This is a genomic window from Flavobacterium seoulense (genome assembly GCF_000695795.1).
GTDB lineage: Bacteria > Bacteroidota > Bacteroidia > Flavobacteriales > Flavobacteriaceae > Flavobacterium > Flavobacterium seoulense.
This window is the reverse complement of the sequence record NZ_JNCA01000024.1, coordinates 17,893-43,937: the sequence shown is the minus strand read 5'-3', so window position 1 is coordinate 43,937 and position 26,045 is coordinate 17,893. Positions and strand designations below refer to the sequence as shown.

Here is a 26,045-nt window from a genome sequence, read left to right as displayed (position 1 = left end):
AAACAGCTTTTTTTATGCAATTTTAAAACGATTATTTCTTCGATAATTTTGCTTTATCAATAAATTGTTTCATTTCGATTTTTGCAAGACCATACAAATCTATTTCTGATTTTTCATTGGCACTAATGTTGATGTTTTTTATAGCATTTACAGCACTTTTACTCTGACCTTCGGCGAATAAATTAATGCTGCCAATTTCTAATTTAGAAGCTTCCAGTTCAGCATTATTTTCTAATCGAATGGTACTCGTAACGGCTTGTCCTTCAATTTTAGCTTTCGTTTTTTGGTACATATCAAATGCCAAATCAGTAGTTGTTACCAGCGATTTTATTTCGGAATTTTTAGTTAGTGCAATTTTCGCTTTTTCGCTTTTTAAATTCAGTTCAATTTTCGAATTTCCATCAGCTTCTAATGTAAAATTCTTTGTATTGGCATTGATGAAAAGTTTCGAATTATCGAATGATTTGATACTAATTTGCTCATTTTGGATTTCCTGAATGGCTTTAATTACAACATCATTTTTTGCCGTAATGCTATTTAATTCAGCCGTGTAAGTAACTTTTATTTTTAAAGCTTTACTTTTTGTTACTTTTTTAGAAGTTGATAAATGCAATACACCATCATTAACTTCAATATCAATGATATCCATAAGATTATCATCACTCTCAATTTTTATTTCGGGATATTCACCTCTTTCTAAAGAAATTTCAAAGTTATCTTCGACTTCAATCGCACTAAAATTGCCTATATTTTTTTGCTTTGTAGCAACATTTTTAGAACCGCTTATTTTTTCTTTTTTCTGTGCAAAAACGATGGTTGTAGATAAAAAGACTAAAAGAAGTATACTGATTTTTTTCATAATCATTTTTATTTAGGTTGCCTGCAAATATAAAAAAATCGCTCCTTGTGAGAGAGCGATTCTTAGTATTTTAAAGATAATTTATGTTAATCTTGTTTGATGCTTCCACCTGAGTTAGTGCTTTGTTGTAATTGTTTAGGAAGCGAATTGTACTTAATTTCGCCAGCACTATTGGCTTCGGCTTTTAGACTCACAATAGGATGGGTACTAATTTTTGAAGCACTCGAAGATTCTGCTGTCACCAAATTTGCAAGTAAATCATCGGCATCAATTTTACTGGAACTTGATGCATTTGCAATTAATTCAAGCGCCATTCCTTCCAATTCAATTTTACTGGCACTGCTGGATTCGGCAATAATTTTTTCGAATTCTAATTGCAGTTTTATATGACTGGCACTCGATGATTTTAGTGTAATTGAGTTGCCTCTTAAAATTCCTTTACTTTCAATTTTCGAAGCTGCATTGGCTTCTAATTCGGTTAGTGATGGGGTTTTAATAATGACTTTTTTAGTTGCTGCATCATAAATTTTAGTGCTTTTGTATCCAAAAACTGAAAAAGTAGTTTTACTGGTGCTGTTCGAAATGTATAAAGTACCATTTTCTACTTTTGTGCTGATGCGTTTTTGAAAATCTTCATTGGTAACAACCGTAACTTCGGTATTTTTTCCTTGTTCGATAATAACTTGAATGTCACTGCTCACCTTAATTTTATTGAAACTCTCGTTAAAATGTCTGGATTCATGTGTAACATTTTCAGACGTTTTTATGGTTTTTATCGATTCATCTCTTTCACAATTAATGCAGGAAGTAAAAGACAATAGTACAAAAGAGAACAAAATACAGCTAATGAATTTAGTTTTTTGCATGATTAATTGGTTTTAATAATGATACCATCTTTACCTATTTTTAATCGGGAATGACTGTTTACGCTGTCATTTTTTGTTGTAATTTCTACATTCCTGCTAGTTGTCAAAGTCACATTAGAATATTCGCTGTAAGAACAGTTTAAACAAGATACTTCAGAATAGCCTACTTTGTACAACGGATTATCAATATCATCTTCAAAATCAAAAAAATCATTATCAGACTGATTATAATGACGTGCACTTGAATCAATTTTGAAAATAGTTCCTTCGGTTAAAAATATAGTAATTTCTACTTCTTGATTTCTGAATTTATTTTTTAAATTAGTTAGTAAATAGTTATCGAAAATTAATTGATTGCCCACAATTTTATATTGGTAACGAATTTGTTCTGCTTTTTCTTTGGCTTCTGCAAATGATTTTCCTTTTGATTCTTTTTCGATTTGGATGTAAGAATGATTTTCGTTTGATTTTTTTATTTGAAAACGAACTTCATTCGAATAGATAACATCATTATTGGTTGCATCCTGAGTGATTTTAAACTCTGAACGATCATCGATATCTTTTGCATAATAATCATTGTGTACAAATTTAATTTGCAAAGTATCCTGTATCGGAATAGTTAAGGCTTCTTTTTTAACTACACGGCCGTCCATTGCAAAGGCTGAAGCTTGTTTTAATCCCAATGAAACGGCTAAGGCAATAGCGATGATCCAAAGCGCCAGCAAAGTATATTTGGCAACAGACCCAATCGATTTTGTATTAGGAGCTAATAATTTGAATCCTAATAATGTCAGGAAAAAGAAAGGAATCCCGATGGCAAAAAACATCAATAAACCAAAAGTCCAGATAGGATAATCAGTGAAATTGCTCGTTTCTACAAAACCCTGCCACGGAAAATCAACGAAAGTATTAGTTCCAAAAGTAAAAATACCTATTAGTAAACCTAATAATGTTGCTATTCCTGTAATGATTAGGATTATTCCTAGGAATTTAGCTATGATTTTGAAAACGCTTAGAATAAAATTGCCTAATGAATTCCCTACATTCGAAGCATTTTTTTTTATCTGATTACCGTATTTATCGTAATCTGCATTTTTAATTTTCTCCGAAACACTTTCAAATTCTTCTCTAACTTTTTTTTCAATATTCGAAATATTTACCGGTTCTCCAGTCATTTCTATTTTTTCAGAAGTAGTTTTTGCTTCGGGAGTTACAATCCAAAGAATGATATAAGCAATGATTCCTGTTCCAAAACCAGCAAAAACTAATAAAAGTAAAACAACTCTAATCCAAACCGTATCAATACCAAAATAATGACCTAAACCAGCAGCCACACCGCCCAGTATTCCTTTTTCGCCATCGCGGTACAATTTTTTTGATTTGTAAGTTGCGGTATGTTGGTACTTATTGTCATACGATTTTGGTTCGTCTTCGATGATGTAATCTTCGGGTTGTCCCATAATTGCGATTATTTCATCTACTTCTTTTAAACCTACTACATGTTTGTCGCTTTTTTGTTTTTCGTTTAACAATTCAGCAATTCTCATTTCGATATCTTTAATTACTTCATCCTGACCCGAAGAATTAGTAAGAGAACGTTTTATAGCGTCAAAATAGCGGGATAATTTTTGGTATGCATCTTCGTCTATATGAAAGAACATACCGCCTAGGTTTATATTTACAGTTTTGTTCATGACTCTTTGTTTTGATTTGTTATTAAATTTACAGCATTTGATAATTCAGTCCAAGTGCCATTGAGTTCGTTTAAGAAAATTTGTCCGGTTTCAGTTAGTCCATAGTATTTACGTGGCGGTCCTGAAGTAGATTCTTCCCAGCGATAGGTTAGTAGTTCGTCGTTTTTTAGTCGTGTTAGCAAAGGATAAATTGTTCCCTCAACAACTAATAATTTTGCGTTTTTTAAGGTTTCTAATATTTCGGATGTATAAGCATCTTTTTCTTTTAAAACTGATAAGATGCAAAACTCGAGAACACCTTTACGCATCTGTGCTTTTGTGTTTTCAATGTTCATGATATGTCATTTTATTACTTAATAAAGTTTATTGTAAGCGGATAAGTAGTTTTTTCTCCATTTGAAGCATTTATTGATTTAATGATGATCAGGAAAAATTCAGCTACTTTTAATAGAAAGATTGATAATACTGCTATAATTCCGATTGTTAAAAGACCAATATTATCTGCCATATTAACTTTTTCTAAAATGAAATCCTGATCATTTATTAGTTCGTTCCAGTTTACATTGCTAAATACTACAGTAGCAAATATTGGTATAGCAATCAAAATGAATAATACTGAATAAAGTAAAATACTAAGTTGGAAATTGATGACCTGTTTTCCGTGATAATCAATAAACTCCGATTTTTCTTTTTTACTACTCCAAATTAATATTGGAAATATAAAATTTCCAAAAGGGATAAAGTACTGTGATAGTGCACTTAAATGCGTTAAAGCTGCTGTGGTTTGTTCGTTTTTTGTTTCCATATTTTGTAGTCTATAGTAATTTCTTATACAAATATATGTTTTAAAAAAGGTATTATGTATTGCAAAGTACTTAAAATTAACACAAAATTAACAAAAACAAATCTGATTGAACTAATGAATATTTTTGTATATTAGATTTAAAACCAATGAAATGAAACTTACAGCGGCAAAATTAAATCGTTTTTTATTATTCAAATTACCGTCAGCATACCTTTGCGGAGTTCGGGTAAAAGAGATAGATTTTAATTACTGTAAAGTAACAGTAAAACACCGATGGATTAATCAAAATCCGTTTAACTCTATGTATTTTGCGGTCCAGGCAATGGCTGCCGAATTGACTACAGGATCTTTAGTAATGTTGCATATCCAACAAAGTAATCGAAATATAGCCATGCTTGTTGCTAACAATAAAAGTAAGTTTACTAAAAAAGCAACGGGAAGAATTACTTTTGAATGTAGAAATGAAAATCAAATAGAATCTGCAATCCAAAATACGATTGCAACAGGAGAAGGGCAGACGTTTTGGTTAAAATCTATTGGAACTAATGAAAATGGAGAAGCTGTTTCAGAAATGGAATTTGAATGGACAATTAAACTGAAATAATTATCGGTATTTTTTTAATTGTCGTTTAGGGAAATTCTTTGATTTAATCATTTTACCAGAATCGGTGATGAAGATAAAACTGTAATCAGGATATTTATTGAGTAATTTGATAGCTTCATCTTTTCCTAAAACCATGGCTGAGGTGCTAAAACCGTTTGCTATTTCAGCATTAGGACCTAAAACCGTTACACTACATAATCCCGTTGCAGGATAGCCAGTAACTGGATTAATAATATGAGAATAGCGTTTACCGTCAAAAACAACATATTTTTCATAAGAACCAGAAGTGGTTATTGCAGTATTTTTTAAAGAAATAACTGCTGCGATATCTCTTGGACGAAACGGATTAGTAATACCAATATTCCAGGGTTTTCCGTCGGGCTGAGTTCCCCAGACACTCATATCGCCTGTGGCATTTACAATTCCGGATTCGATACCTTTTGCAAGCATCATTTCCTGGCATTTGTTGGTTGCATAACCTTCACCAAGAGCGCCAAATCCGATTTTCATTCCTTTTAATTTTAAGAAAATAGTCGAATTAACACTGTCTAAGATGATGTTTTTGTAGCCAACTTTTTCTACGGATTTTTTTATTGCTTCCGGTGTTGGCATTTCGGTCATCGAACCGTCAAATTTCCAAATGCGATCCATGGCAGCAAAACTAATATCAAAAGCACCATTAGTAATTTCAGAAAAATGAATAGCTCTTTTGGTTAGTTCAAAAACTTCTTTGTCTACTTTTACTGGACGAATTCCTGCATTTTGATTCACTTCTGAAACTTGAGAAGTCGGTTTCCAATCGGAAATTAAATGCTCTATTCTGCTAATTTCAGCAATAATGATATCAATATTTTGTTCAGCCGAAAGCGAATCCTGCGCAACAATACTAATATCAAAACGACCGCCCATAAGCATTGTTGCTCTTTTTCTTAAAACCTGCGAATGACAAGACAATCCAAATAACAGGAATGTAAAAAAGCTTACAATGGATAAGTGTTTGGTTTTCATTCGAAAAGAAATTTAAAAAATAGATTAATAACAATCTGTAAGGATTTGACCTTTGGATTTGTATTCTGAAATTGTGGTGTTATTTTTTTCAATGCAAATAGTATCTAGTACTTTTTCGACATCAAATTGCATTGCCAGTGCGCCACAAATCATAATTACACCATCATTTTTCAATAAATTAGCAAAGAAATCAGCATCAATTCGGATCAAATCTATCACATAATGATGATTTGCCTCACGAGAATAAGCCAGATGAAATTGTTTTAGATATTGCTTTTGGATCATTTCATTGGCAAAATCCTGATAATATTTGGTAATTTCAGTTTCCTGACGGAAGCCCGAATACAAATGAACATCAGTTTTTTTCTTGTTTTGCGCAATCATTCCAAGGAAAGGAGCAATACCTGTTCCATTTGAAATTAAAACGACTTGTTTTGCTTTTTTTGGAAAATGAAAAGCATGATTACTAATGATTTGCGATTTAATGGTGTCACCTGGATTTAAATTGTATAAAAATCCTGAACCTAAACCTGATGGATGCAACTTTACTGCTAACTGAAGATTACCGTTGTTTTTTCCAATAGAATACAAACGTTCGCGATTATCATTAGCTGGATAAATTGCCAATAAATCTCCCGAAGTGAATTTGCTTCGCATTCCGGCTCTTAAAGTCAGTAAAAAAGTTTGATCGGTTTCTGAAACAGTGGTTTTGTCTAAAACCATTAATTGTTGTAATCCTTTAGGAATATGATTGTAAACTGATGGAGTAGTGCTCAGTGAAATTCCAGTTTTGGCACTCCATAATTGTACCCAATTCACAAATTCTTCGGCTGATTTATCATTTACAGTTTGGATTTCTAAGAAACGATTCGCCCAGGTTTTATTTGCTAAAAGAGTATCAATTTCTTTGGCATAACCGCAAAAATCAGGATACGATTTAGAACCAAACCCTATTACAGAATAATTAATTTGTTGTTGCTGATTGTGTTTTTCTAAAAGCGATACAAATTTTCCAGCATTAGAAGGAGCATCACCCAAACCATAAGTTGAGGTAAAAATCAATAAATGTTCTGCTTTTGGATAAAGTGTATAATTATTTAATTGTGCAAGATGTGCTTTCTTGCCCTGATCATTTAACTGTTTCAGGATGGCATTGGCAAAACGCAACGAACTTCCGTTTTCTGAACCTACTAATAAAATGTATTGACTTTCGTGGGCTTTGAACTTGTTTTTGATACGGCTTGCTCTTCTTTTAAAAGTCATTGCAAATCCGGAATAGATAAAAAACAAAATGTTTAAAGAAGCTAATCCGAGGATAAATGCCCAAAATACATTTGCTCTCCCGGTATGTAAATCCAAACTCAAATCAGACATTAACTTAGTTGTCGGGAATTGTTCCTCAGAGATTATTTCATTCGAATATTGCTCAACTTCGATTTTTCGGTCTTTTAATTCAAAAATGTAATAATCTTCAGGATCGTCTGAAAAAGGGAATTCAATTTTAGTAATATTGGCTAAAGGAGTAGTTTTTAAATCAAATGTTTTCTTGGTATTAGTTGCTGTTGTTTCAGTTTGTTTTTCGTCTTTATTTTCGAATAGATGAAAGCGTTCCATTGATAAGAACGTTCCGGTGAGCGCTATAATCAAAATAGGAATTAACGCCAGTCGGCCTAATAAAACATGATAATATTGGGCGAGATATTCTTTTACAATTTTCGAAAAGAAATTACGTAAACCTCTTTGTCTGTTGAGAACAAGAACAAAACCTGAAATAGCAATTAATACTAATAAAAAGGCATTAATGCCAATAAAAATACGTCCTGTTTCGTGAAGAAACAAAGAACGGTGCAAACTGGTGTTCCAATTAATAAAGTCACTTTTTTTAGTTGGTGTACCAATAATTTTTCCTGTTAAAGGGTCGATGTATCCATTGACGTCGTTTCCATCATTATCAATAGCCTGTAAGGTTACAAACTGCTTGTGATCGATACTTAATTCTGTTATTTCGGGATAGATTTTACGTAATACAGGCAGTGTTTGTGCCAGTGTAATATCTTCGAAATTTGCCACCCGATGGGATGGTATTTTCTCCTGAATCGCATCTACCGCAAGGATTGTACCTGTTACGGATGCAATAATTAAAAATACAGAAGAAAATACCGCCAAAGCGAGGTGTGAATACCGCCAAAAGGAAAGAGTCATCGGGTTATGCTATTATATTTTGCTTAATCTTACGTAACGGATGTATCCTTTTCCTTCTGTTTTTTCAGCAATTCCTGCAGTTGTAAGAGGAATTTCTACATCAGAAATATGGTATTTTTGATCTTCTACTGCTGATTCAAAACGTAATTTATAACCACTGTTAATTTTAGTATTGTCAATTTCGATAGTTGTAATACTACGGTCACCTCCAGTTACAGAAGCTCCTGTAATGGCACTAATATTAGTTGGTTTTTTAGTTTGGAATTTATTCCATTCTTTTAAACTGCTATACCATTTTTTATCGTCTCCCATTACGTAAAGAGTTTTTTCGTATTCCCCTTTAGCATTAATTAAAGAAACTACTACATAAGCACCTTCGCCAACATAATTAGACATTTGAAGCATGCATTTGTATTTGCTACTTTGAGCTGTAGCCTGAAAAGAAAGAAGTAAAATAAATGCGCCTGTTAGGGCAGTTTTAATTAAAGATTTCATTGTATTATTTTAAAATTTCAACAGAAATGTTGTTTTGGGTTAGGGTTTCATTTTCTTTAGCTAAGTCGTAAGCGCTTTCGTCAAACTCAGTTTTGATATCTTTTTTAGCGCCATTTGATAATAAGTATTTCAATACAGTATCGTTTTTTGCAATCATGGCAGCTCTGTGCAAAGCAGTTAATCCGTCTTTGTTTTGACCATTGATATCGATTTTTAAATCGGCTAATTTATTAAGCAAAGTTATATCGTTTTTTACAACTGCAAAATGATACAGGTTGTTTCCGTCTTTTTGTGCTTGAGATAAATTCAATCCGTTGTCTTGTAATAGTTTTAATTTTACTGCAAAAGAATCTTCTTTTGGAGCATTACTTTCAGCTGCAAGACCACGTCCCATCATCATAAATGGACGGTAAGATTGAATTAAATAATAACCTAAATTATTACCATCTTTATCTAAAACAGCAACATCAGCTTTGTTTTTTAGCAAAAGTTCAACTGCTTTAGTACTTCCTGATTGTACCGCTACTGATAAAGCCGATTCTCCTTTAGCATTTTGAGCATTAATGTTTTTTACTTTAGTAAGTAATAATTCTAATGCTTCAGTATCTCTACCAGCTGCAGCATTAATTAAAGCAGTATTTCCATCATTATCAGCTTTATTAACATCAACGCCTTTGCTTAAGAAATAATTGATAATTTCATTTTGATTAGCCTTACGTGCTAAGTTATGTAATACAGTTGCTCCTTCAGGTGAAACGGCTGTTGGTTTTAATTTTAAATCTTCAATTAAATATTTGTAAACTTCTAAAGTATTTGATTCACGACGAGATCCTTCAGAAGCAAGAATTACAGCATTATCAGTAGCTTTTACTCCTTTTTGTAAAAGTGTTTTTAATAAAGGAATATTACCAGTTCTTGCAGTATAATTAAATGCCGTATTTCCTTTATTGTCGGTATCTTTAAGAGATAAACCTTTTGTTTCTAAATATTTACTCAAACTTAAATCTTTGTCATTTGAAACCCCTAAAAGTAAAAGATTAGCACCATCTCTGTATTTTTTCTTCGGATCAACACCAGCTTTAAAAAGCGCTTCACAAATAGCAATATTGTTTTGACTATATAAAGCTGCAGTTATAGGAAAGCTACCGTGGCTATCTTCAAGATTAATATCTGATCCTTTAGCGATTAAATAGTTTACTAATTCTAAGTTACCTTTTCCGGCAGCCCAATGTAAATAAATACGGTTGTCATGTGTAGGTTTGCTAACAGAATTTCCAGGTTGTTCAATTAGATATTTGATGGTTTCTGTAGGAGCATCGCTGTTTATGGCATATACAACTGCATCAAAAGCATTTCTGGTACTTTCTGCAGGATTATTTCCTTTAGCTATTTCAGCTTTTAGTGCTGCCACATCTGGAGAAGATTTCCAAAAGGATTGGTCTAATAGTGAATTTTTTTGTTGCGCCGTAGCAAGAAGAGAAGTTGCCAAGGCTAGAGAAATAAATAGTTTTTTCTTCATTATATATTATTTTACGATTAGATAGATATTATTCTAATTGGTTTAATGTAAATATTCTATTTAGAATAAATAAAAATAATGCAAATGTAGAGATAAAAATTATAGTATCGATTTCTTACTTAATTCTTTTTAGAAAATTTTAAGAAATGATTTTATTCTTCATTAGTTAATTTTCTAAAACACAATTGAATGTATATATTCATTAAAATAAATTACCCTAAATAATCATAGAATCATTTAGGGTAATTGAGTTGATTTAGAATGTTATTTATTGAATGATTATTTTTTTAGTATACTCACCATTTGTAGTTTCAGCTTTCACTATATACATTCCTGTCGTATTCCTTTTAATATTCATTATTATATTAGACTGATTTTTATCTTCTGTGATTTTCAATTGGTCTATTTCGGCACCTGAACTACTATAAAGACTTAACTTTTTGATTTTGATGTTATCACAATTATTAGAAATACTAATATAATCTGATTTTTGAGTGTAAGTAATAACAATACAATCTTTGCTTGGATCTTTTAAAGGTGCTTCAGGTTCTATAATTGGGCTATCAGCTGGATTAATGAAACGTAAAGAAAATCGAGTTGTATTTATTCCAGGAGTCAAATTAACTTCGAACTGTTTTTCTCTAATATTATAATACTTATTAGTTTCATTGTCGAATATGTAAACAGCTTGATTGTCATCAAAATTTTCTAGTTCATCAATCATAAATTTTACAATTCCTTCAGCATTAGTTTTTACACCAAGCGGATATGAAGCATTTTTATCGAAAGCATCAACACCTTGAATAATAAATTGGTTGTCTTCAATTTGGAAAAACATATCATTAGGGAAATTATCCATGTTTTGAGCATCGTAACCATAATCTATTTTATTGGTAGCTTTTCCATCAATGAACCCTAATAATAATTGTCTGTGATAATCATTGTGGGAGTTAAAACCTAAGCGAATTTTTTTGTGTTTTTCTTCAGTAATAGTATCATTATTACTGTTTCTCCAAGCAGTTTTGTTCGAATTTGAAATTTTGAATATTACGTTAGAATTGCCAGAATCATCTTCTTTATGAAACGCTCTTTGATTATTGTTATAAGTAATTGTGCCTCCTGCTCCTGTTTTTCCAATTAGTAAGAAACCTTGGCCAACAGGAATAAAACGGTTTGGAATTCCTCTGGAAGGAGTTCCTAACTTGCTTATAAAATCAACATTAGCAGATGATGGTGCCACACCTCCAGTTTTATTTCTGATGGCATAACCTCCTTGATAGTCTTTTAAAAAGTGACTATTATTACTCGCATAATGTTCCCAAAAATAAATACTTCCGTTAATTGAATTTTCATTATCGTTAATAAAGGCTTCGCTATCTAATGCAGATGGATATGGATTTCCAGCTAATAATAGTTGGCTAGCACTTACAGAATTAGAATTTATTAATCCGTTATTGGGTTTACCTACAAAGGTATAGTTTTGAGTAGCTGTAGAGGCTCCACTGCCTTTCATTGTGTATCCTTGTCCTACTCGAATTGCTGAGTTTTCATTAATTTGTACCCAACTAGCATAAGCATTAACATAGTTATCAAATTTAAAAAGCCAATAACGTGGAATACTTATAGGGGATGTAGGAGTTCCTCTGTCTCCCCCAATCCATCGTATATTTTGTGGGGTAGTAGTCGTTCCATCTTTCATTACATTTCCAACAGTATAATTAACATTATTTGCTGTAGTATTTACTGTGCCAACTGGTGAGCTCCAGTAATTGTAGTTATATAAATTAGATTGACCTTGTTGGTCTCTTTCAATAAAACCACTACTAGTAACGTCCAAGACACTTTCGAGGGGTTGTATCAATTGAGATTTATTTACTAAGTCAATTTTTCCATTTAATTTTAAATAATGGGAAATTTCTATTTTATTATTACTGTTTGCACTTAGAGTATTGTTGTTAACTAATAAACCTAATACAGTTTTATTTCCTGCAGTAGTGATATTATTAGCTGTTTGAACAATATTCCAATCAATAAAGGTAGTATTATCTATACCTTTAGTATTTGGAATATTCCAAACAGTACCATTTGTCCAAGTGTTATTTGCTTCCCAAGTTCCGTCATTTTTTGAGGTGTAAGGCAAAGGAGCTGTTTCTGGTTGTGGAGTACTAATGTTTAATAATCTTCCATTTCGGGCATTAGGGCTTTTATCTAATAGATAACCATTAACTAAATCAGAGGTCTGAATCATTGGGTAATAACCTTCTAAATTAGCCCATGTTAGTCCGGAAACCGCTAATGGAACTGTAACACCAAAAACTGAATTACTATTGTTAATGATCCTTTGATTCATCATTTGACGTATTTGGGCAGCTGTTAAAGCGGTATTCCAAATGCGTAATTCTTCAGTCCATCCATCGAAAAAGTTAATCGGGGTGTAAGGGAATGTAATGTTTTGAGCCATTGCACCCAGAATGAATTTTGCATTACTATTAGCAATTGGATTTAATCCAGCAACTTCATTGCGAATGCTTACCCCATCAATGTAAAGATTATAATTTGAACCATTAAAAGTAACAGCAACATGATACCATCTTCCTGTGCTAATTGGATAGCTAGAACTAATCGAGTTACCGTTATTCCAATTAAAAGAAATTATATTATTTACTAACCTTAAATCATAACCGTCGTTTATTGCCGTATTTCGTTTAGATAGTATAGTTTGAATGTTGTTATTTGTAGCCTCTGATTTGATCCAGACTTCAATACTAAAAGAGCCGTTATTTAAATTGAAATTATTTTTGAAATCAACATTATCATCTGTTCCGTCAAAGTCAAGATGAGCACAAGGATTTAAGGTTATTTGAACTTCATCACTAATGTCTGGGCAACTTCCTCCTCCAGAAACAGTCCATCTTAAGGTATAAGTACCATTATTAGGACTATAGAATTCAGAACTAGGACTTGAGCTATTAGAAAATAATTCACCACCGCCACCTGGTCCATTAACTATTAACCAGGTTCCTGTTGAGCCTGGTGTGGCTGCTAGTTTTACTGATTCTAATCCGCAAGAAGCTATTTGGTCAGTACCAGCCATAGTAGTTAAACAGGAAGTACCATCTATAGCAACTATTATTGAGCCTTCAATAGGTTTTTTACATGCAGTATTGTCATATCCCTGAAAGAAATTGACTGTGGTAGGTGTTCCTGATGTAGCTCCGGTTCCTGTTATTGTTCCTGTTTGTAATGATACTCTAGTATTACAACCTTCGTTAATTATTATGTTACAGTCATTAGTAACGTTAAGATTAAAACTTAGATTAGCATAAATATATTCAGGATGCCCAGCAGTAGTAGGTAAAGTACCTAAATTCCAAATTATTCTTTTATTCGTGGAGTCATAAGTTGGGATATTAGGTGTAGAAAAACCATTATGAGTAGAGTAGGAAATACTACCTGAGTTAAAAACCGCTGTATTAGGAATAGGGATACTAATAACGGTATTATTTATGGCTTCGGTTCCTGAATTACTAACTGCTAGGGAATAATTAATTGCCTGTCCGGGTAGTGCATTTAAAACTGCTGGATTGGTAACATTATTAATTGAATTAACGCTAATTAATCCTTTAGGTTCAGGAATATAAGCGTCAACAGACATGGCGAATCCAAAAATAGTAAATACCTCATAAGTAGAACCAAATCTAAAATTTGTTGAGGTTTGATTGTTTTTAATTATGGAGTTTCCAGAATTTGGAACTGTAAACATATTAAAATCTATTCCTGTATTATTCTTATAAATGGGGTTACTTTTCCCGGCTGCAGGTTGTGGAAAAATTGAAGAATTAAAAAAGTTGTTAGTTACCGGAGGAGTAGCAGTATTATTAAAAACTAAATAATTTCCAGGATAAACTGTTGGATTTAAATCTTGTTTTTGAACTGCTAAATAATCACCATTTGAATTAACATCACCTTCGGCAGCCATTACTCCTAGTTTCATATTGACTTGTCCTGAAGCAACTGTTGTAAAACCAGAAATAGGAATGTTTCCATATTCACCCCCTCCACTTCGTTGTCCATTAACATAGGCATAACCATCAAATAGAGTTACGGCACGGCTCTTCATTGTAGGATTTTCATATATTACAACCATTACCCATCCTCCAAAAAAACCTGGATTTTGTGCACTGGTTCCATTGGTTCCTTCTTTTAAAGCAATATCGGCAACTGTATAAGCTCCGGGACCTTGAGCCTTTACATATTGTGTAACTTCTTGAAATCCAACAAATATTCCACTTTGTGCGCTTCCTGGGAAACGAATATCTGAATTAGCTGTTATCGTAGTGTAAGAAGTAGCTTTTGGTCCTTTTAGAGAGATAGTTTTTTTATTATAATTTTTTGTTAGAGAATTTTTTGTTACGGAAAAAGTTTCATTAGCATCATCTGATTTTCCTGTCCAGTATAGTCCAGCAAAAAGAACAGTAGAGCAATTTTCATTAGCGCTATTTTCTCCGGAATTAGAAAGTTCAAGTGTAGCCATTGAAGAGTTTAATGTAGTATTGTTTCCATCTATATCAACATATACCATTGCATTACCTTCATTATTTTTATTATTATCATAGCTACTTAATGTCAAGTTGGTATTTCCTAACATTGTAAAATCACCATTAATGTTATAAATCGTTTTACCTGGTGTAGCCGCAGCTGTTCTTTGCGAAAAATTTACCTGTGGAGAAGTAAGTGTTTGAGCATTAACAGAATTATAAAATGCAATAAATAATAGTATTGCATAGAAGAGATAATTATTTATTCTTTCAAAGTAAAATTTTACCATAAGCTTGTACAAATATTATATCAACCATATAGTTGATTGGGGGTAAATAATTATTGAGCTTTTTTTGGGATAAAAATAACTATTTTATTTTCAGAATATCGATAAAGTGCTATAAATGTCGTTTAAATACATATTTTTAATTTAAAAGAAAGTTTTTAACTACTTTTTACGCGAAGGTTTAAATGGAATTGTTTTAGCGATAATTTTTTGCTGGAATAGGTTTGCTAAAAGAAAAATAGAAAATCATATTTAATATTTGTAATAGGAACTATGTTTTGTAAAATAGTTTAATTAAAGCTGTTACAATTCACTCAAAAAAGTCCAAAACTATTTCGGTATTTTGTCATTACATTTTTAAATAAATCCTTGTTTGAAGGAGGTGAAAGCACAATAGCCATTGCGCCAGCTTCAATCGATTCTTCTATACTACTTAAGCTTTTGCCACCTGTTGCCATTATTGGAAAACCTGGAAATTTAGTAGCAATATCCTGTACAATTGCATTCGTATATATTCCTCCTGTGACATGAAAAATAGTTGTACCTGCATCAATTCTGTTTTTTAGAAAATTATAATCGGCAGTAGCAACACTGGCAATGATAGGAAGAGTAACTTTTTCTCTTATTTTTTTTAAATCTTTATTTTCAAAAGGAATATTTACAATGATACCAGCGGCTCCTATTTCCTGAGCGTATATTGCCATTTCTAAAGATTTTTTTCCTTTGGTAACTCCGCCACCAACACCGCAGATTACTGGTTTTTCGGAAAAATCAATTAGCGTTTTAATTATTTTTGGCGATGGCGGAAAAGGATAAACGGCTAAAATAGCATCGGCATCATTGTTTTCAATAAGCGCCATATCGGTAGAAAAAAGAAATGATTTTAAGTTTTCTTCTCCCATTGTAATTCCTTTACAACGCTTACTAATTATCTCAGGGGTATTTAATGCTTTGTTAATCGTTTTTTTACCGAAAAATCGTTCCCAAAACGGAATTTTCTTTTTGATTCCCCAAAAAAAATCTGAATTGATTTGCATGTTTTTTCTATTATTTAGTACCAAATTTACTATACTCCATTTTAAAAAATTATAAAAAATGCTATGAAAAATTAACTCATGTAATGAAATAAAGAAAAATTGTAGTGAAATTGGTAAAATTGTATCCGAGGATTTTTTTTAGTTACAATTTTAATAAAATCAGGATTTAATTCATTTCTTAATCTAGGTCAAGTTTGCGTTGAGATTGATAGTGTAGTTTTGCATAAGAAAATCAGATGAAGTCGAAAAAATAAATGACACCAATTTTGATAAAAAGTAAAACCAACTAAAAAAAGAATTAATATTATGGAAAGAATAACAGTTATTTTAAACGATAAAAATAGAGGAGAAATTCAATTGTTCTTTGACGAAAATAAAGCAGGGAAAATGGATATTTCTGTTTCAGGTAACTTACTCACAGTATATCATACCGAAGTAGATGAAATTTATAACGGAAGAGGTTTTGCAAAAGTTTTATTGGATAAATTAGTAAGTTATGCTAAGGAAAATAATATGAAAATTGTGCCGCTTTGTCCTTATGTTCATGCTCAGTTCAAACGTCATCCGGAAGAATTTGAGGAAATTTGGTACAAAAGATAAAAGATAATAAAATGAAAACATTGAATTTTTTAGTTATCGGAAAACATAAAGAAATTGTAGCTACGCTAAAGAGAATCATCGAAAATAATGAAGGATGGTTTGCCGAAATAACGCATAGCGAAACATTTTGTTATGAATATTTAGAAAAGCATAATCCAGATATTCTTTTACTTAGCTCAGGCTTAGAATTAACATTCGAAAAAGAGATAAAAGAGTATATTGAAAACTCACAAAAAAGAATAAAAATTATAGAACATTACGGTGGTGGCAGCGGATTACTAAAAGCAGAAGTATATCAGGTTTTCCCGGAGTTACATCCTTAGAAAAACTTTAACTAATTTAGATTTTGTCAAGCTTAATTACCCAAATATAACCAATTTAAAACATGGCTCATTTACCAGAAATAATAAAAGATTTAGCGCTTATCCTTTTAGTAAGCACATTTGTTACCATAATTTTCAAGCGTATTCAACAACCTTTGGTTTTAGGATATATTATTGCAGGATTTTTAGTAGGTCCGCATTTTAGTTTCCTGCCCACCATTGTCGATCACGAAAACGTAGAAATTTTTGCCGAAATAGGAGTAATAATGTTACTTTTTAGTTTGGGCTTGGAATTTAGTTTTAAAAAACTGGTAAAAGTAGGAGGGCCGGCATCAGTCACGGCGGTTACCGAAATTGTTTTTGTAGGTCTGGGCGGTTATCTCACAGGACATTTATTAGGTTGGGGACAAATGGATAGTCTCTTTTTGGCAGGAATGTTAGCGAGTTCATCAACGACAATTATTCTTCGTGCTTTTGACGAAATGGGATTGAAATCCAAACAATTTGCCAGTGTGGTTTTTGGAGTATTGGTAGTAGAAGATATCATTGTGATATTGTTGATGGTATTGCTGTCTACTGTAGCTGTAACACAGCAATTTCAAGGTTATGAGATTGTCTTTACGGTTCTTAAATTAGGTTTCTTTTTAGTTTTATGGTTTTTGGTTGGAATTTACTTATTGCCAGGTTTTATCAAAAAAACTAAAAAATGGATGGACGAAGAAACGGTATTAATTCTGGCAATTGGTCTTTGTTTTGGAATGGTATTACTGGCTACTATGGTAGGATTTTCTGCTGAATTAGGAGCTTTTGTAATGGGATCCTTAATTGCCGAAACGATATTAGCAGAAAAAATCGAACATATTACACAGCCTATCAAGCAATTATTCGGGACAATATTTTTTGTTTCGGTAGGAATGATGATTGATCCAAATGCAATGTATACTTACGCAGGACCAATTTTAGCCGTTACTTTGTTAACTATTGGAGGGAAATTTTTATTTAGTGGAGTAGGAGCATTGATTTCTGGACAACCATTAAAACAAGCGGTGCAAATTGGTTCGAGTATGGCACAAATTGGTGAGTTTGCTTTTATTGTGGCTTCCTTAGGATTGTCGCTAGGCGTAATTTCTGAATTCTTATTTCCTATTGCTGTAGGAGTCTCAGCAATTACGACCTTTACAACACCTTATTTAATTAAATTTTCAGGACCACTTTATAACCAAATTGAAAAAACGCTTCCTGCAACATGGCTGGCTCGTTTAGATGCTTACAGTGCTGAAACGCAAAAAAATAAAGACAATCCGCTTTGGAAAAAAATGCTGAAGGAATACAACCGAATTTTGATGATTAATAGCATCATTCTTGTTGCGATTGCATTGTTGTTCAAATACACTTTTATACCTTATTTGAATACTCATACAGTGAGTATATTATGGCGAAATGTAATTTTAATAACTTCAGCTACCTTATTAGCAGCGCCATTTCTTTGGGCTATTCTTATCAAAAAAGTGAACATTAAAGAAAATGGGGAAACGATTAACTCCTATTATTTAAATTATTCGGCAGCTGGAATTACACTTAATGTGATACGTTGTTTGTTAGGCGTTTTTCTTATCGGATTTTTTATTGATCAAATTGCTACTACGCGTTACGCATTATTGATCGCTTTGCCAATAATCGTGGTCTTGCTTTGGTTTTTCTCGGATAGAATTCGAAAGATTCATCAGCATATTGAACAGCAATTTGTTTCAAATTTGAACGAAAAAGCGCGTTTAGAATATTTGCAGAACAAAGATATTTTGGCTATTCAAAGTAAAAATGAAGAAGTTAAAAATCATTTGCAGGAATGGAATGCCTATGTTACCGAGTTAGAAACAACCGATGACATTACTTTTGCAGGAATGACCTTGTATGAACTGAACTGGAAAGAAAAATTTAATATCGATGTGGTTTACATCCGCCGAAATGACAAAATCATTCATTTGCCTAATGGTAAACAACGAATTTTACCTTTTGATAAAGTAGGTATTTTAGGAACTGAAGAACAAATTTCGAAATTAAAAGTTCTTTTTGACCAGAAAGATTCACAAGAAGATAGCGAAGAAGAAATTGATATCAATAATATAAAATTGATAAAAGCCCGGGTTACCGAAGCTAATCCTTATTGTGGAAAAACGATAAAGACATCTGGAATTCGTAAAGATTTAAGAAGTCATGTTGTAGGAATTGAAAGAAGTGGTACCCGAATTCTAAATCCAGGCTCATCAGAAAATATATTTGTGAATGATATTGTATGGCTGGTAGGTGATACTGATAAAATAAAAGAATGTTTAAAAAATCATAGTGAAAACTTTCTGGAAGTATAAGTTATCATTTTGAGGTTTAATAAAGATAAAAGGCTTGTGTGAAAATAACTTATAATCAAGCCTTTTTTATTTTTATAGTGCGATTTTAAAGTCTGAATTGAATTTTAAAAACAAAATATAAAGACCTTTGGTTAAGATTTTGTCTTTTGTAAGACATTAATTCTATTTTTTTTAATACTAACTCTATAGTATTAGTATAAATTAATCGTTATATTTGATGCTAAAATTAATAAAATGAGCAAAAAAATGAAATCGTATGCTTTAATTACCGGTGCCAGCAAAGGAATTGGTAAAGCGATTGCTTATGAACTAGCTAAACAGGGTTATCCGCTATTACTTGTTGCCAGAAGTGAAAAGGAATTAAAAACGCTGTCTGATGATCTACGGGTAAAATACAGTATCAATACTTCAATTTTAGCAATTGATCTTTCACTAAGTGATGCATCGCGAAAAGTAACCGACTGGATAAAAATGAATAACTATCCAATTGCTATTTTAGTTAACAATGCTGGTTATGGTGTGTGGGGCGATTTTAGTCAGTCTTCTCTAAACGATCAACTTGGTATGATGCAGCTTAATATGAATGTGGTTGTAGAACTTTCACATTTATTAGTACCCCTACTTTCAAAAGAAAAACAGGCTTATATTTTAAACATATCCAGTACTGCCGCATATCAGGCTGTACCTACGCTGGCTGTTTATTCGGCTACAAAGGCTTTTGTTTTATCATTTACACGTGCCTTGCGTTTCGAATTGACTAAAACTTCCATTTCAGTAAGCTGTTTTAGTCCGGGACCCGTTGCTACTGGTTTTGCAGAAAGAGCTGGTCTAAGTGCTCTTAATAAAATGGCCGAAAAGTTTAATATGCAGCCTGAAGAAGTGGCAAAAATGGCTGTAAAAGCGATGTTCAGCAAAAAATCAGAAGTTATTCCGGGGGTTACAAATATCATTTCGGTTTACGCTAATCGCTTACTACCAAAGGCTTTTATCGAAAAAACAGCAGCAGGGATTTATAAAATTTAAATTTTTTTCAAAAAAAATAAAAAAGATATGCATTGTAAAAGAAAAAAGTTTTTACATTTGCATTAAATATCGACTAATTTGATAGAATATGTATAGTAAAAATAATTTGTTTAATTTTCCTAAAGGTCAAATGCACAAAAACATGCGAATGTGTTGCTGTTGTTGCTGTTGCTAATCTTTTATATAAAATTTCAAACTCTTTATTTCATTTATTAAATATATTTATCATGGTATCTTCTTATAAAACATTTACCCTAGCTAATCAATTGACTGATGAGCAAATCAACTTTTTTAACCAACATGGTTTTATCCATTTCAAAAAATTTATAAATCCTGAAACTGTTTCATCAATCATTGATGCTTCTAAACAAGTAGAGCAAAAATGGATTGACAATGACCTTCAAAAAGTAAATGGTGTTCCTATTAAATATGGAAAAGATTTAGATGGATCTCCTATTGTACAACGTTTTGCTTTCATCAATCAACATCATCAAACCTTAAGCGGTCTTTTACTTGATCCAAGATTTAATGGTTTATTACCATTGGCAGGTGAAGGTGCAAGATTAGGTACTGAAGAAAAAGACGGAATGGTTTTCAATCATTACATTAATGGACCAGAAAGTAAGTTTGCAAAAATGGGCTGGCATACAGACGGTTTGAGAGATGTTTTTTATGGAGCAAAATTAAATCCGATGCTAAATGTTGGTATCCATTTAAATACTTTAAAGCCTGAAAACGGTGGTCTTAAAATTATTCCGGGGACTCACAAGCAAAGTGTTTACCAAATGCTTTTTCGTAAAAAATACTTTTTAGATCATAAAGCAGATCCAGATGAAATTTCCATCATTCCAGAAGCAGGAGATTTGACCATTCATGATGGCCGTTTGTGGCATAGAGTTGCTGAATCATCCATTCGTGGTGAGGAAAGTAGAAGAAGGGTTATTTATATTCCTATTATAGCAGGAAAATATGCTCCTAAAAATGAGAATAGTCCAACGGTTTTCTATCAGCGTTTTGCTGGAATTGTTAAGTAATCATGTTGTTTATCATTGCATATAGTTATCTGGTTAGATCAGGTAAACTAAAAGGTACCACAGATTTTCTTAAAAATACCCGAAGAAAGATAAAGTTGAAAATTGTAAAACTAGAATTGGGTTATTAATGGAAACGGAAACGCAAGTTGAAGGTTATAATGCAATTACACAAAGAACATTTTCTGATCGTAAACGAACTAATATTTTAAAAAAAGCCGAACAGTTAACCATTGTGTTTTTGCTTCCAAAGGTGCCTAAATTCATTTCGCCAAACATACTTACCTTTATTGGTACACTTGGTTCGGGATTCGTTTTTTTAGCTTTTGTTTTAGGAACTTATTTCACCAATTGGTATTTACTTTTGGGTATTATCGGTTTGGCTATAAATTGGTTAGGCGATTCTCTGGATGGAAGATTGGCTTATTATAGAAATATTCCACGTCGGTGGTATGGTTTTGCACTCGATATTATTGCCGATTGGATTGGTATTGTGTTTATAGGTTTTGGCTACTATATTTATGCTGAAAATGGCACACAAATAATAGCCTTTGCTTTTGTCGCATTGTATGGATGGTCCATTATTATCAGTCAGCTGCGCTACAAAATTACAGATGAATACAGTATCGATTCCGGATTTGTTGGTCCAACAGAACTTCGATTTATTATTGCTTTAATTTTAATTTCAGAAGTTTTATTTCAGGGAGCAATAACTTACTTGGCTGGATTAATTACTGCTATTTTATTTGTAATTAATGTTATAGATAGCTTGAAGCTTTTAAAATTGGGTGATTTGAAAGATAAAAACCAAGACTAATATGTTCAATAAAAAATCCATTTTCACTTTTCTGCAGGCGCAAGTAGCTGCATTTGTAGGTGGTATTACTGATTATGGAATAATGATTTTGTTAACAGAAGTCTTTAAGTTGCATTTTAGCTTTTCTATTCTAATCTCAGGAACTGTTGGTGCAGTTATAAATTTCAGTATCAATAGGTTTTGGGTATTTAAAAATCAATCGGGTTATAGCAGTCACATCAATAGTCAGCTTTTTAAGTTTGCGTTAGTTGTATTGGGAAGTATTTCCTTAAAATCATTGGGCACGCTTATTTTTCAAAAAGCATTTCAAATCGATTATAGAATCGGAAGAGTAGTCACGGATTTATTTGTTTCCTATGGTTTTAATTATCCATTAATTAAATATTGGGTCTTTAAGATAAAAAAAACAGATGTAGTTAAATCCAATTAGTTATAAATATTATTGTTATGAATAAATTACTATTTAAAAAAAATATAAAATCACTAATAATTATAGTGATTTTAATAAATATAATTCCTGAAAATGTACTAGCACAATCAAAAAATCCATCGCTATTACATTTTCCAACGCCTAAAAATATAGATAATATGTTATTCTATATTCAGCGGGACCCAAATACTAACACGGCTATTTATGCCTTAAATTATCAGGAAAATGGAAAAATAAATAAAAGTAATCCGATCAAATCGTATTGGATTCGATATGCTGAGAAAGGAGAAAAAAAAGATTTTAGTTATGTACAACGCAAGTTTGCCTATGGCATAGAAAGTAAAACGGTAAATGATGATGAGTTTGAACTCCAATTTGTGTCGTATAAAAAACTGCCTTTAACCTTAAAAAAGCTGGATTCAGATCAAAAATACCATGTTTTTGTAAATCTAAATCAGAAAAAAATACAAGTAGAAAAAATATTTGTACGCATTGAAGGGGGCTCCTTTTGGTTGCCCAATGTAAAGTATGCCGAAGTGACCGGAATTGATGCTTCCTCAAATAAAGCAATTACAGAAAGAATCGTATTAAAATAAGAAGGTAAGATACTCTGATGTGAAAAGCTTAGCTTTATATATTTTATGCTTTAAAAAGTAAAATATTATTCATTTTTTCTATGTATCCTGTGAAATGGATTTCAGAAAAAAAAATATACGTATCGGCACTTTGATAAATTGCCATCACCGTCATAAATTTCTGGCTCTGAATATCTTACTTTTTCTTTCAAATCGTGTTCAATTTCGTGTTCTAAAAGTAATGATTTTATTTTTGAAGGCACAAAAAAAGGGATTAAAATTGCTTCTAATCCCTTGAAAAACTTATGTTTGATGTTTTTTAAAACTTGTAGCGAAGACGGGAGTTGAACCCGTGACCTCAGGGTTATGAATCCTGCGCTCTAACCAACTGAGCTACCTCGCCAATTCTCATGAACAATAGTTCCTGATTGCGGGTGCAAAGATAGTAATAAAATCAAATTCTGCAAGCATAAAATGAAGAAAAAAAATATTTTTCAAAAACGTTTTTTTTTAGGCATTATATTCTATATATTCGAAAAAAAATAAATCTGCTCCTATGGATGTTAAAGTACGTTACGAAATTGAATTTCCTATAAATTCTTCGCCACAATTATTATATCAATATATATCTACTCCTTCTGGTTTATCTGAATGGTTTGCTGACAATGTAAACTCAAGAGGTGAATTTTTTACTTTTATCTGGAATGACTCTGAAGAAAAAGCAAGACTTGCATCTAAAAAATCAGGTGAAAAAGTAAAATTCAAATGGGTTGACACAGCAGGAAAAGATACCGACTATTTTTTTGAATTACACATACTGGAAGACGAACTAACCAAAGATGTTTCATTAATGATAATTGATTTTGCCGAAGAAGACGAAATTGTCGAAGCTAAGCAATTATGGGAAAATCAAATCTCAGATTTAAAACATCTCTTAGGATCTGTCTAGTAAAATTCTATTTTATGACTTATATTTGCCCTGAACAAAAATCAGGGCTTTTTTTATGATTAATTTTAATGGTACTTTAGTAACTCAAGACTCAAATATTTTAACACAAAACCGAGGTTTTTTATACGGTGACGCTGTTTTTGAAACCGTTAAAATTGTCAATTCTAAAGTACTTTATTTAGAAGATCATTATTTTAGACTAATGGCTTCCATGCGCGTGGTTCGAATGGAGATCCCAATGAATTTCACAATGGAGTATCTGGAAGAGCAATTACTTTCACTTACTGATGAATTGTCAATTTCGAATTCAGCCAGAGCCAGAATTACTGTTTTTAGAAACGATGGTGGGTATTATTTACCAATTGACAACACCGTTTCATTCTTAGTTCATGCCACAGCTTTAGATACAACCTTTTATTCTTTTGAAGAAAAAGAATACGAAGTAGATTTATACAAAGATTTCTACATTACAAAACAGTTATTATCTTCGATCAAAACCACCAACAGAATACTGAATGTAGCAGCAAGCATTTTTGCTAACGAAAATGCCTTAGATAATTGCTTATTATTAAACGACAGCAAAAATGTTGTAGAAGCAATTCAGGGAAATCTTTTTATGGTAATTGGTAATAAACTGATAACTCCACCAGTTTCTGAAGGCTGCTTAAATGGAGTAATGCGTAAACAAATTTTGAAAATAGCAAAAACTATCCCAGGAATTGAAGTTGTTGAAACGGTAATTTCTCCTTTTGAACTTCAAAAAGCAGATGAATTATTCATTACTAATGTGATAAAAGGAATTCAGCCTATTACAAAATACAGAAAGAAAACTTTTCAGCATAAAATAGCTCAAGAATTATCAGTGAAAATTAATGAGCTAATTAGTGCTGTTTAATTCAAATAAGGATTCTCAGGGGCATTTGACCAAATAAGGTAATCACCACCTAATTCAATAATTTGTTCTTTCCAAAAATGAGCAGGTGATTTACCTAAGATTTTGTTTTTATAACTATTTGAGGTAATAATCCAGGAATTCGCATTCATTTCTGATTCAAGCTGACTTTCTGACCAGCCGGTATATCCTAAAAAGAAACGAATATTATTTTTGTTTATTTTCCCGCTATTAATCAATTCTTTAGTCGATTCAAAATCACCTCCCCAATAAATTCCATTCGAAATTTCGATACTATTAGGAATCAAATCCGGGACATTATGAATAAAATAGAGATTATCCTGCTCTACAGGTCCTCCATTGTAGATTTTTAAACGAGACTCAATATCTGGAATTAAGTCGTTTATGGTGTATTTTAACGGCTTGTTGATGATAAAACCAACTGATCCATCTTTATCATGATCGGCCAATAAAATTACAGCTCTATTGAATGATGAGTCTCCAATAATGGAAGGCTCAGCAATAAGTAATTGTCCTTTTATTAATGTTTCTGAAATCATGACTTTTTAAGTTTTTATTAAATTTAAGAAAAAAAAATAAAAAACTCCAAACATAATCGTTAAAAAGCACAAAAAAACCCTCTATTGAGGGTTTTTATATTGATAAGGTTTTGTAAATAATTCTTAGTTTACAGCACCTTCTAATTCAGCTCCAGCTTTGAATTTTACAACATTTTTAGCCGCAATTTGAATTGTTTTTCCAGTTTGAGGATTTCTTCCGTCTCTAGCTGCTCTTGCAGATACAGACCAAGATCCGAAACCTACTAGAGAGATTTTTCCACCTTTTTTCAAAGTTTCACCTACATTCCCTAAAAAAGACTCTAAAGCTAATTTAGCAGCTGCTTTAGTAATTCCTGCGTCAGCAGCGATAGCATCGATTAATTCTGATTTGTTCATAATAAATAGTTATTAATTGTTGGTTAAAAATTATTGTCCTACACAAATTTAGCAGTAAATACAGACCTTGCAAGCGTTTTTGTTATTTTTACGATATTTTGTTAATAACTTTTGTTTTTTGTTCATAACGCAACACCTTTTTAGCTGTTTTCAGGCTTCATATCCCATA

The 26,045-nt window shown here is 32.0% G+C and carries 24 protein-coding genes and 1 tRNA gene; 11 read left to right on the top strand and 14 right to left on the bottom strand.

Annotated features, from left to right (window positions below; translation table 11 throughout):
• Positions 1-31: 31 nt before the first annotated feature.
• From FEM21_RS12685 to FEM21_RS12665, 5 genes are all read right to left on the bottom strand, one after another.
• Positions 32-859 carry a GIN domain-containing protein gene (locus FEM21_RS12685; protein ID WP_035661007.1) on the bottom strand — a complete coding sequence of 276 codons (828 nt, stop codon included), beginning with the start codon at positions 857-859 and terminating at the stop codon, positions 32-34.
• A gap of 86 nt (positions 860-945) precedes the next feature.
• Positions 946-1,725 (bottom strand): head GIN domain-containing protein, encoded by a 780-nt coding sequence (locus FEM21_RS12680; protein ID WP_035660891.1) that lies wholly within the window; start codon positions 1,723-1,725, stop codon positions 946-948.
• Between the two features lie 2 nt (positions 1,726-1,727).
• Entirely contained in the window at positions 1,728-3,419 is a 1,692-nt protein-coding gene (locus tag FEM21_RS12675; RefSeq protein ID WP_035660887.1) for a PspC domain-containing protein, read from the bottom strand.
• Positions 3,416-3,754 (bottom strand): PadR family transcriptional regulator, encoded by a 339-nt coding sequence (locus tag FEM21_RS12670; RefSeq protein ID WP_035660882.1) that lies wholly within the window; start codon positions 3,752-3,754, stop codon positions 3,416-3,418. The genes FEM21_RS12675 and FEM21_RS12670 overlap by 4 nt, the downstream gene beginning before the upstream one ends.
• 14 nt (positions 3,755-3,768) lie before the next feature.
• On the bottom strand, positions 3,769-4,224 hold the full coding sequence (locus tag FEM21_RS12665; RefSeq protein WP_035660879.1) for a DUF4870 domain-containing protein: 456 nt from the start codon (positions 4,222-4,224) through the stop codon (positions 3,769-3,771).
• Between the two features lie 151 nt (positions 4,225-4,375).
• On the opposite strand from FEM21_RS12665, the gene FEM21_RS12660 reads away from it, so the two are divergent.
• Complete coding sequence (locus tag FEM21_RS12660) at positions 4,376-4,828, top strand: DUF4442 domain-containing protein (protein WP_035660876.1); 453 nt, start codon at positions 4,376-4,378, stop codon at positions 4,826-4,828.
• Here FEM21_RS12660 and FEM21_RS12655 read toward each other — a convergent pair whose 3' ends face one another.
• From FEM21_RS12655 to FEM21_RS12630, 6 genes are all read right to left on the bottom strand, one after another.
• Positions 4,829-5,836: an FAD:protein FMN transferase gene (locus tag FEM21_RS12655; RefSeq protein ID WP_035660873.1), complete on the bottom strand. Its 1,008-nt coding sequence runs from the start codon at positions 5,834-5,836 to the stop codon at positions 4,829-4,831.
• Between the two features lie 24 nt (positions 5,837-5,860).
• Positions 5,861-8,038: a PepSY domain-containing protein gene (locus FEM21_RS12650; protein ID WP_035660870.1), complete on the bottom strand. Its 2,178-nt coding sequence runs from the start codon at positions 8,036-8,038 to the stop codon at positions 5,861-5,863.
• A gap of 12 nt (positions 8,039-8,050) precedes the next feature.
• Complete coding sequence (locus tag FEM21_RS12645) at positions 8,051-8,533, bottom strand: DUF2271 domain-containing protein (protein WP_035660868.1); 483 nt, start codon at positions 8,531-8,533, stop codon at positions 8,051-8,053.
• A 4-nt stretch (positions 8,534-8,537) separates the two neighbouring features.
• Entirely contained in the window at positions 8,538-10,052 is a 1,515-nt protein-coding gene (locus FEM21_RS12640) for an ankyrin repeat domain-containing protein (RefSeq protein ID WP_035660865.1), read from the bottom strand.
• A gap of 268 nt (positions 10,053-10,320) precedes the next feature.
• On the bottom strand, positions 10,321-14,880 hold the full coding sequence (locus tag FEM21_RS16310; RefSeq protein ID WP_051627593.1) for a LamG-like jellyroll fold domain-containing protein: 4,560 nt from the start codon (positions 14,878-14,880) through the stop codon (positions 10,321-10,323).
• Positions 14,881-15,191: 311 nt separating this feature from the next.
• Positions 15,192-15,914, bottom strand: a complete 723-nt coding sequence (locus FEM21_RS12630) for a beta/alpha barrel domain-containing protein (RefSeq protein ID WP_051627592.1) — start codon at positions 15,912-15,914, stop codon at positions 15,192-15,194.
• A gap of 306 nt (positions 15,915-16,220) precedes the next feature.
• On the opposite strand from FEM21_RS12630, the gene FEM21_RS12625 reads away from it, so the two are divergent.
• The 8 genes from FEM21_RS12625 to FEM21_RS12590 all read left to right on the top strand — a co-directional run bounded on the left by FEM21_RS12625 (position 16,221) and on the right by FEM21_RS12590 (position 23,100).
• Positions 16,221-16,514 (top strand): GNAT family N-acetyltransferase, encoded by a 294-nt coding sequence (locus FEM21_RS12625; protein ID WP_035660863.1) that lies wholly within the window; start codon positions 16,221-16,223, stop codon positions 16,512-16,514.
• An 11-nt stretch (positions 16,515-16,525) separates the two neighbouring features.
• Positions 16,526-16,837 carry a response regulator gene (locus tag FEM21_RS12620; RefSeq protein WP_035660860.1) on the top strand — a complete coding sequence of 104 codons (312 nt, stop codon included), beginning with the start codon at positions 16,526-16,528 and terminating at the stop codon, positions 16,835-16,837.
• A gap of 62 nt (positions 16,838-16,899) precedes the next feature.
• Positions 16,900-19,203: a cation:proton antiporter gene (locus tag FEM21_RS12615; RefSeq protein WP_035660858.1), complete on the top strand. Its 2,304-nt coding sequence runs from the start codon at positions 16,900-16,902 to the stop codon at positions 19,201-19,203.
• A 234-nt stretch (positions 19,204-19,437) separates the two neighbouring features.
• The gene (locus FEM21_RS12610; RefSeq protein ID WP_035660855.1) at positions 19,438-20,226 is read left to right on the top strand and encodes an SDR family NAD(P)-dependent oxidoreductase; all 789 of its coding nucleotides are present in this window, start codon (positions 19,438-19,440) and stop codon (positions 20,224-20,226) included.
• A 227-nt stretch (positions 20,227-20,453) separates the two neighbouring features.
• On the top strand, positions 20,454-21,260 hold the full coding sequence (locus FEM21_RS12605) for a phytanoyl-CoA dioxygenase family protein (RefSeq protein WP_035660852.1): 807 nt from the start codon (positions 20,454-20,456) through the stop codon (positions 21,258-21,260).
• Between the two features lie 127 nt (positions 21,261-21,387).
• Positions 21,388-22,074, top strand: a complete 687-nt coding sequence (locus FEM21_RS12600) for a CDP-alcohol phosphatidyltransferase family protein (RefSeq protein ID WP_051627591.1) — start codon at positions 21,388-21,390, stop codon at positions 22,072-22,074.
• Between the two features lies 1 nt (position 22,075).
• Positions 22,076-22,504 carry a GtrA family protein gene (locus tag FEM21_RS12595; RefSeq protein WP_035660850.1) on the top strand — a complete coding sequence of 143 codons (429 nt, stop codon included), beginning with the start codon at positions 22,076-22,078 and terminating at the stop codon, positions 22,502-22,504.
• A 17-nt stretch (positions 22,505-22,521) separates the two neighbouring features.
• Entirely contained in the window at positions 22,522-23,100 is a 579-nt protein-coding gene (locus FEM21_RS12590; protein WP_035660847.1) for a DUF4833 domain-containing protein, read from the top strand.
• A 308-nt stretch (positions 23,101-23,408) separates the two neighbouring features.
• Here FEM21_RS12590 and FEM21_RS12580 read toward each other — a convergent pair.
• Positions 23,409-23,482, bottom strand: a tRNA-Met gene (locus FEM21_RS12580).
• A gap of 153 nt (positions 23,483-23,635) precedes the next feature.
• Between FEM21_RS12580 and FEM21_RS12575 the strand changes: the two genes are divergently transcribed.
• Together FEM21_RS12575 and FEM21_RS12570 are read left to right on the top strand one after the other, a co-directional pair.
• The gene (locus FEM21_RS12575) at positions 23,636-24,028 is read left to right on the top strand and encodes an START-like domain-containing protein (RefSeq protein WP_035660842.1); all 393 of its coding nucleotides are present in this window, start codon (positions 23,636-23,638) and stop codon (positions 24,026-24,028) included.
• 55 nt (positions 24,029-24,083) lie between these two features.
• Positions 24,084-24,923, top strand: coding sequence for an aminotransferase class IV (locus FEM21_RS12570; RefSeq protein ID WP_035660839.1), 840 nt, complete (start codon positions 24,084-24,086; stop codon positions 24,921-24,923).
• Here the strand turns inward: FEM21_RS12570 and FEM21_RS12565 are convergent.
• Positions 24,920-25,480, bottom strand: coding sequence for a YqgE/AlgH family protein (locus FEM21_RS12565; protein WP_035660836.1), 561 nt, complete (start codon positions 25,478-25,480; stop codon positions 24,920-24,922). The genes FEM21_RS12570 and FEM21_RS12565 overlap by 4 nt on opposite strands.
• A 123-nt stretch (positions 25,481-25,603) precedes the next feature.
• Positions 25,604-25,876 (bottom strand): HU family DNA-binding protein, encoded by a 273-nt coding sequence (locus FEM21_RS12560; protein ID WP_035660832.1) that lies wholly within the window; start codon positions 25,874-25,876, stop codon positions 25,604-25,606.
• Positions 25,877-26,045 lie beyond the last annotated feature (169 nt).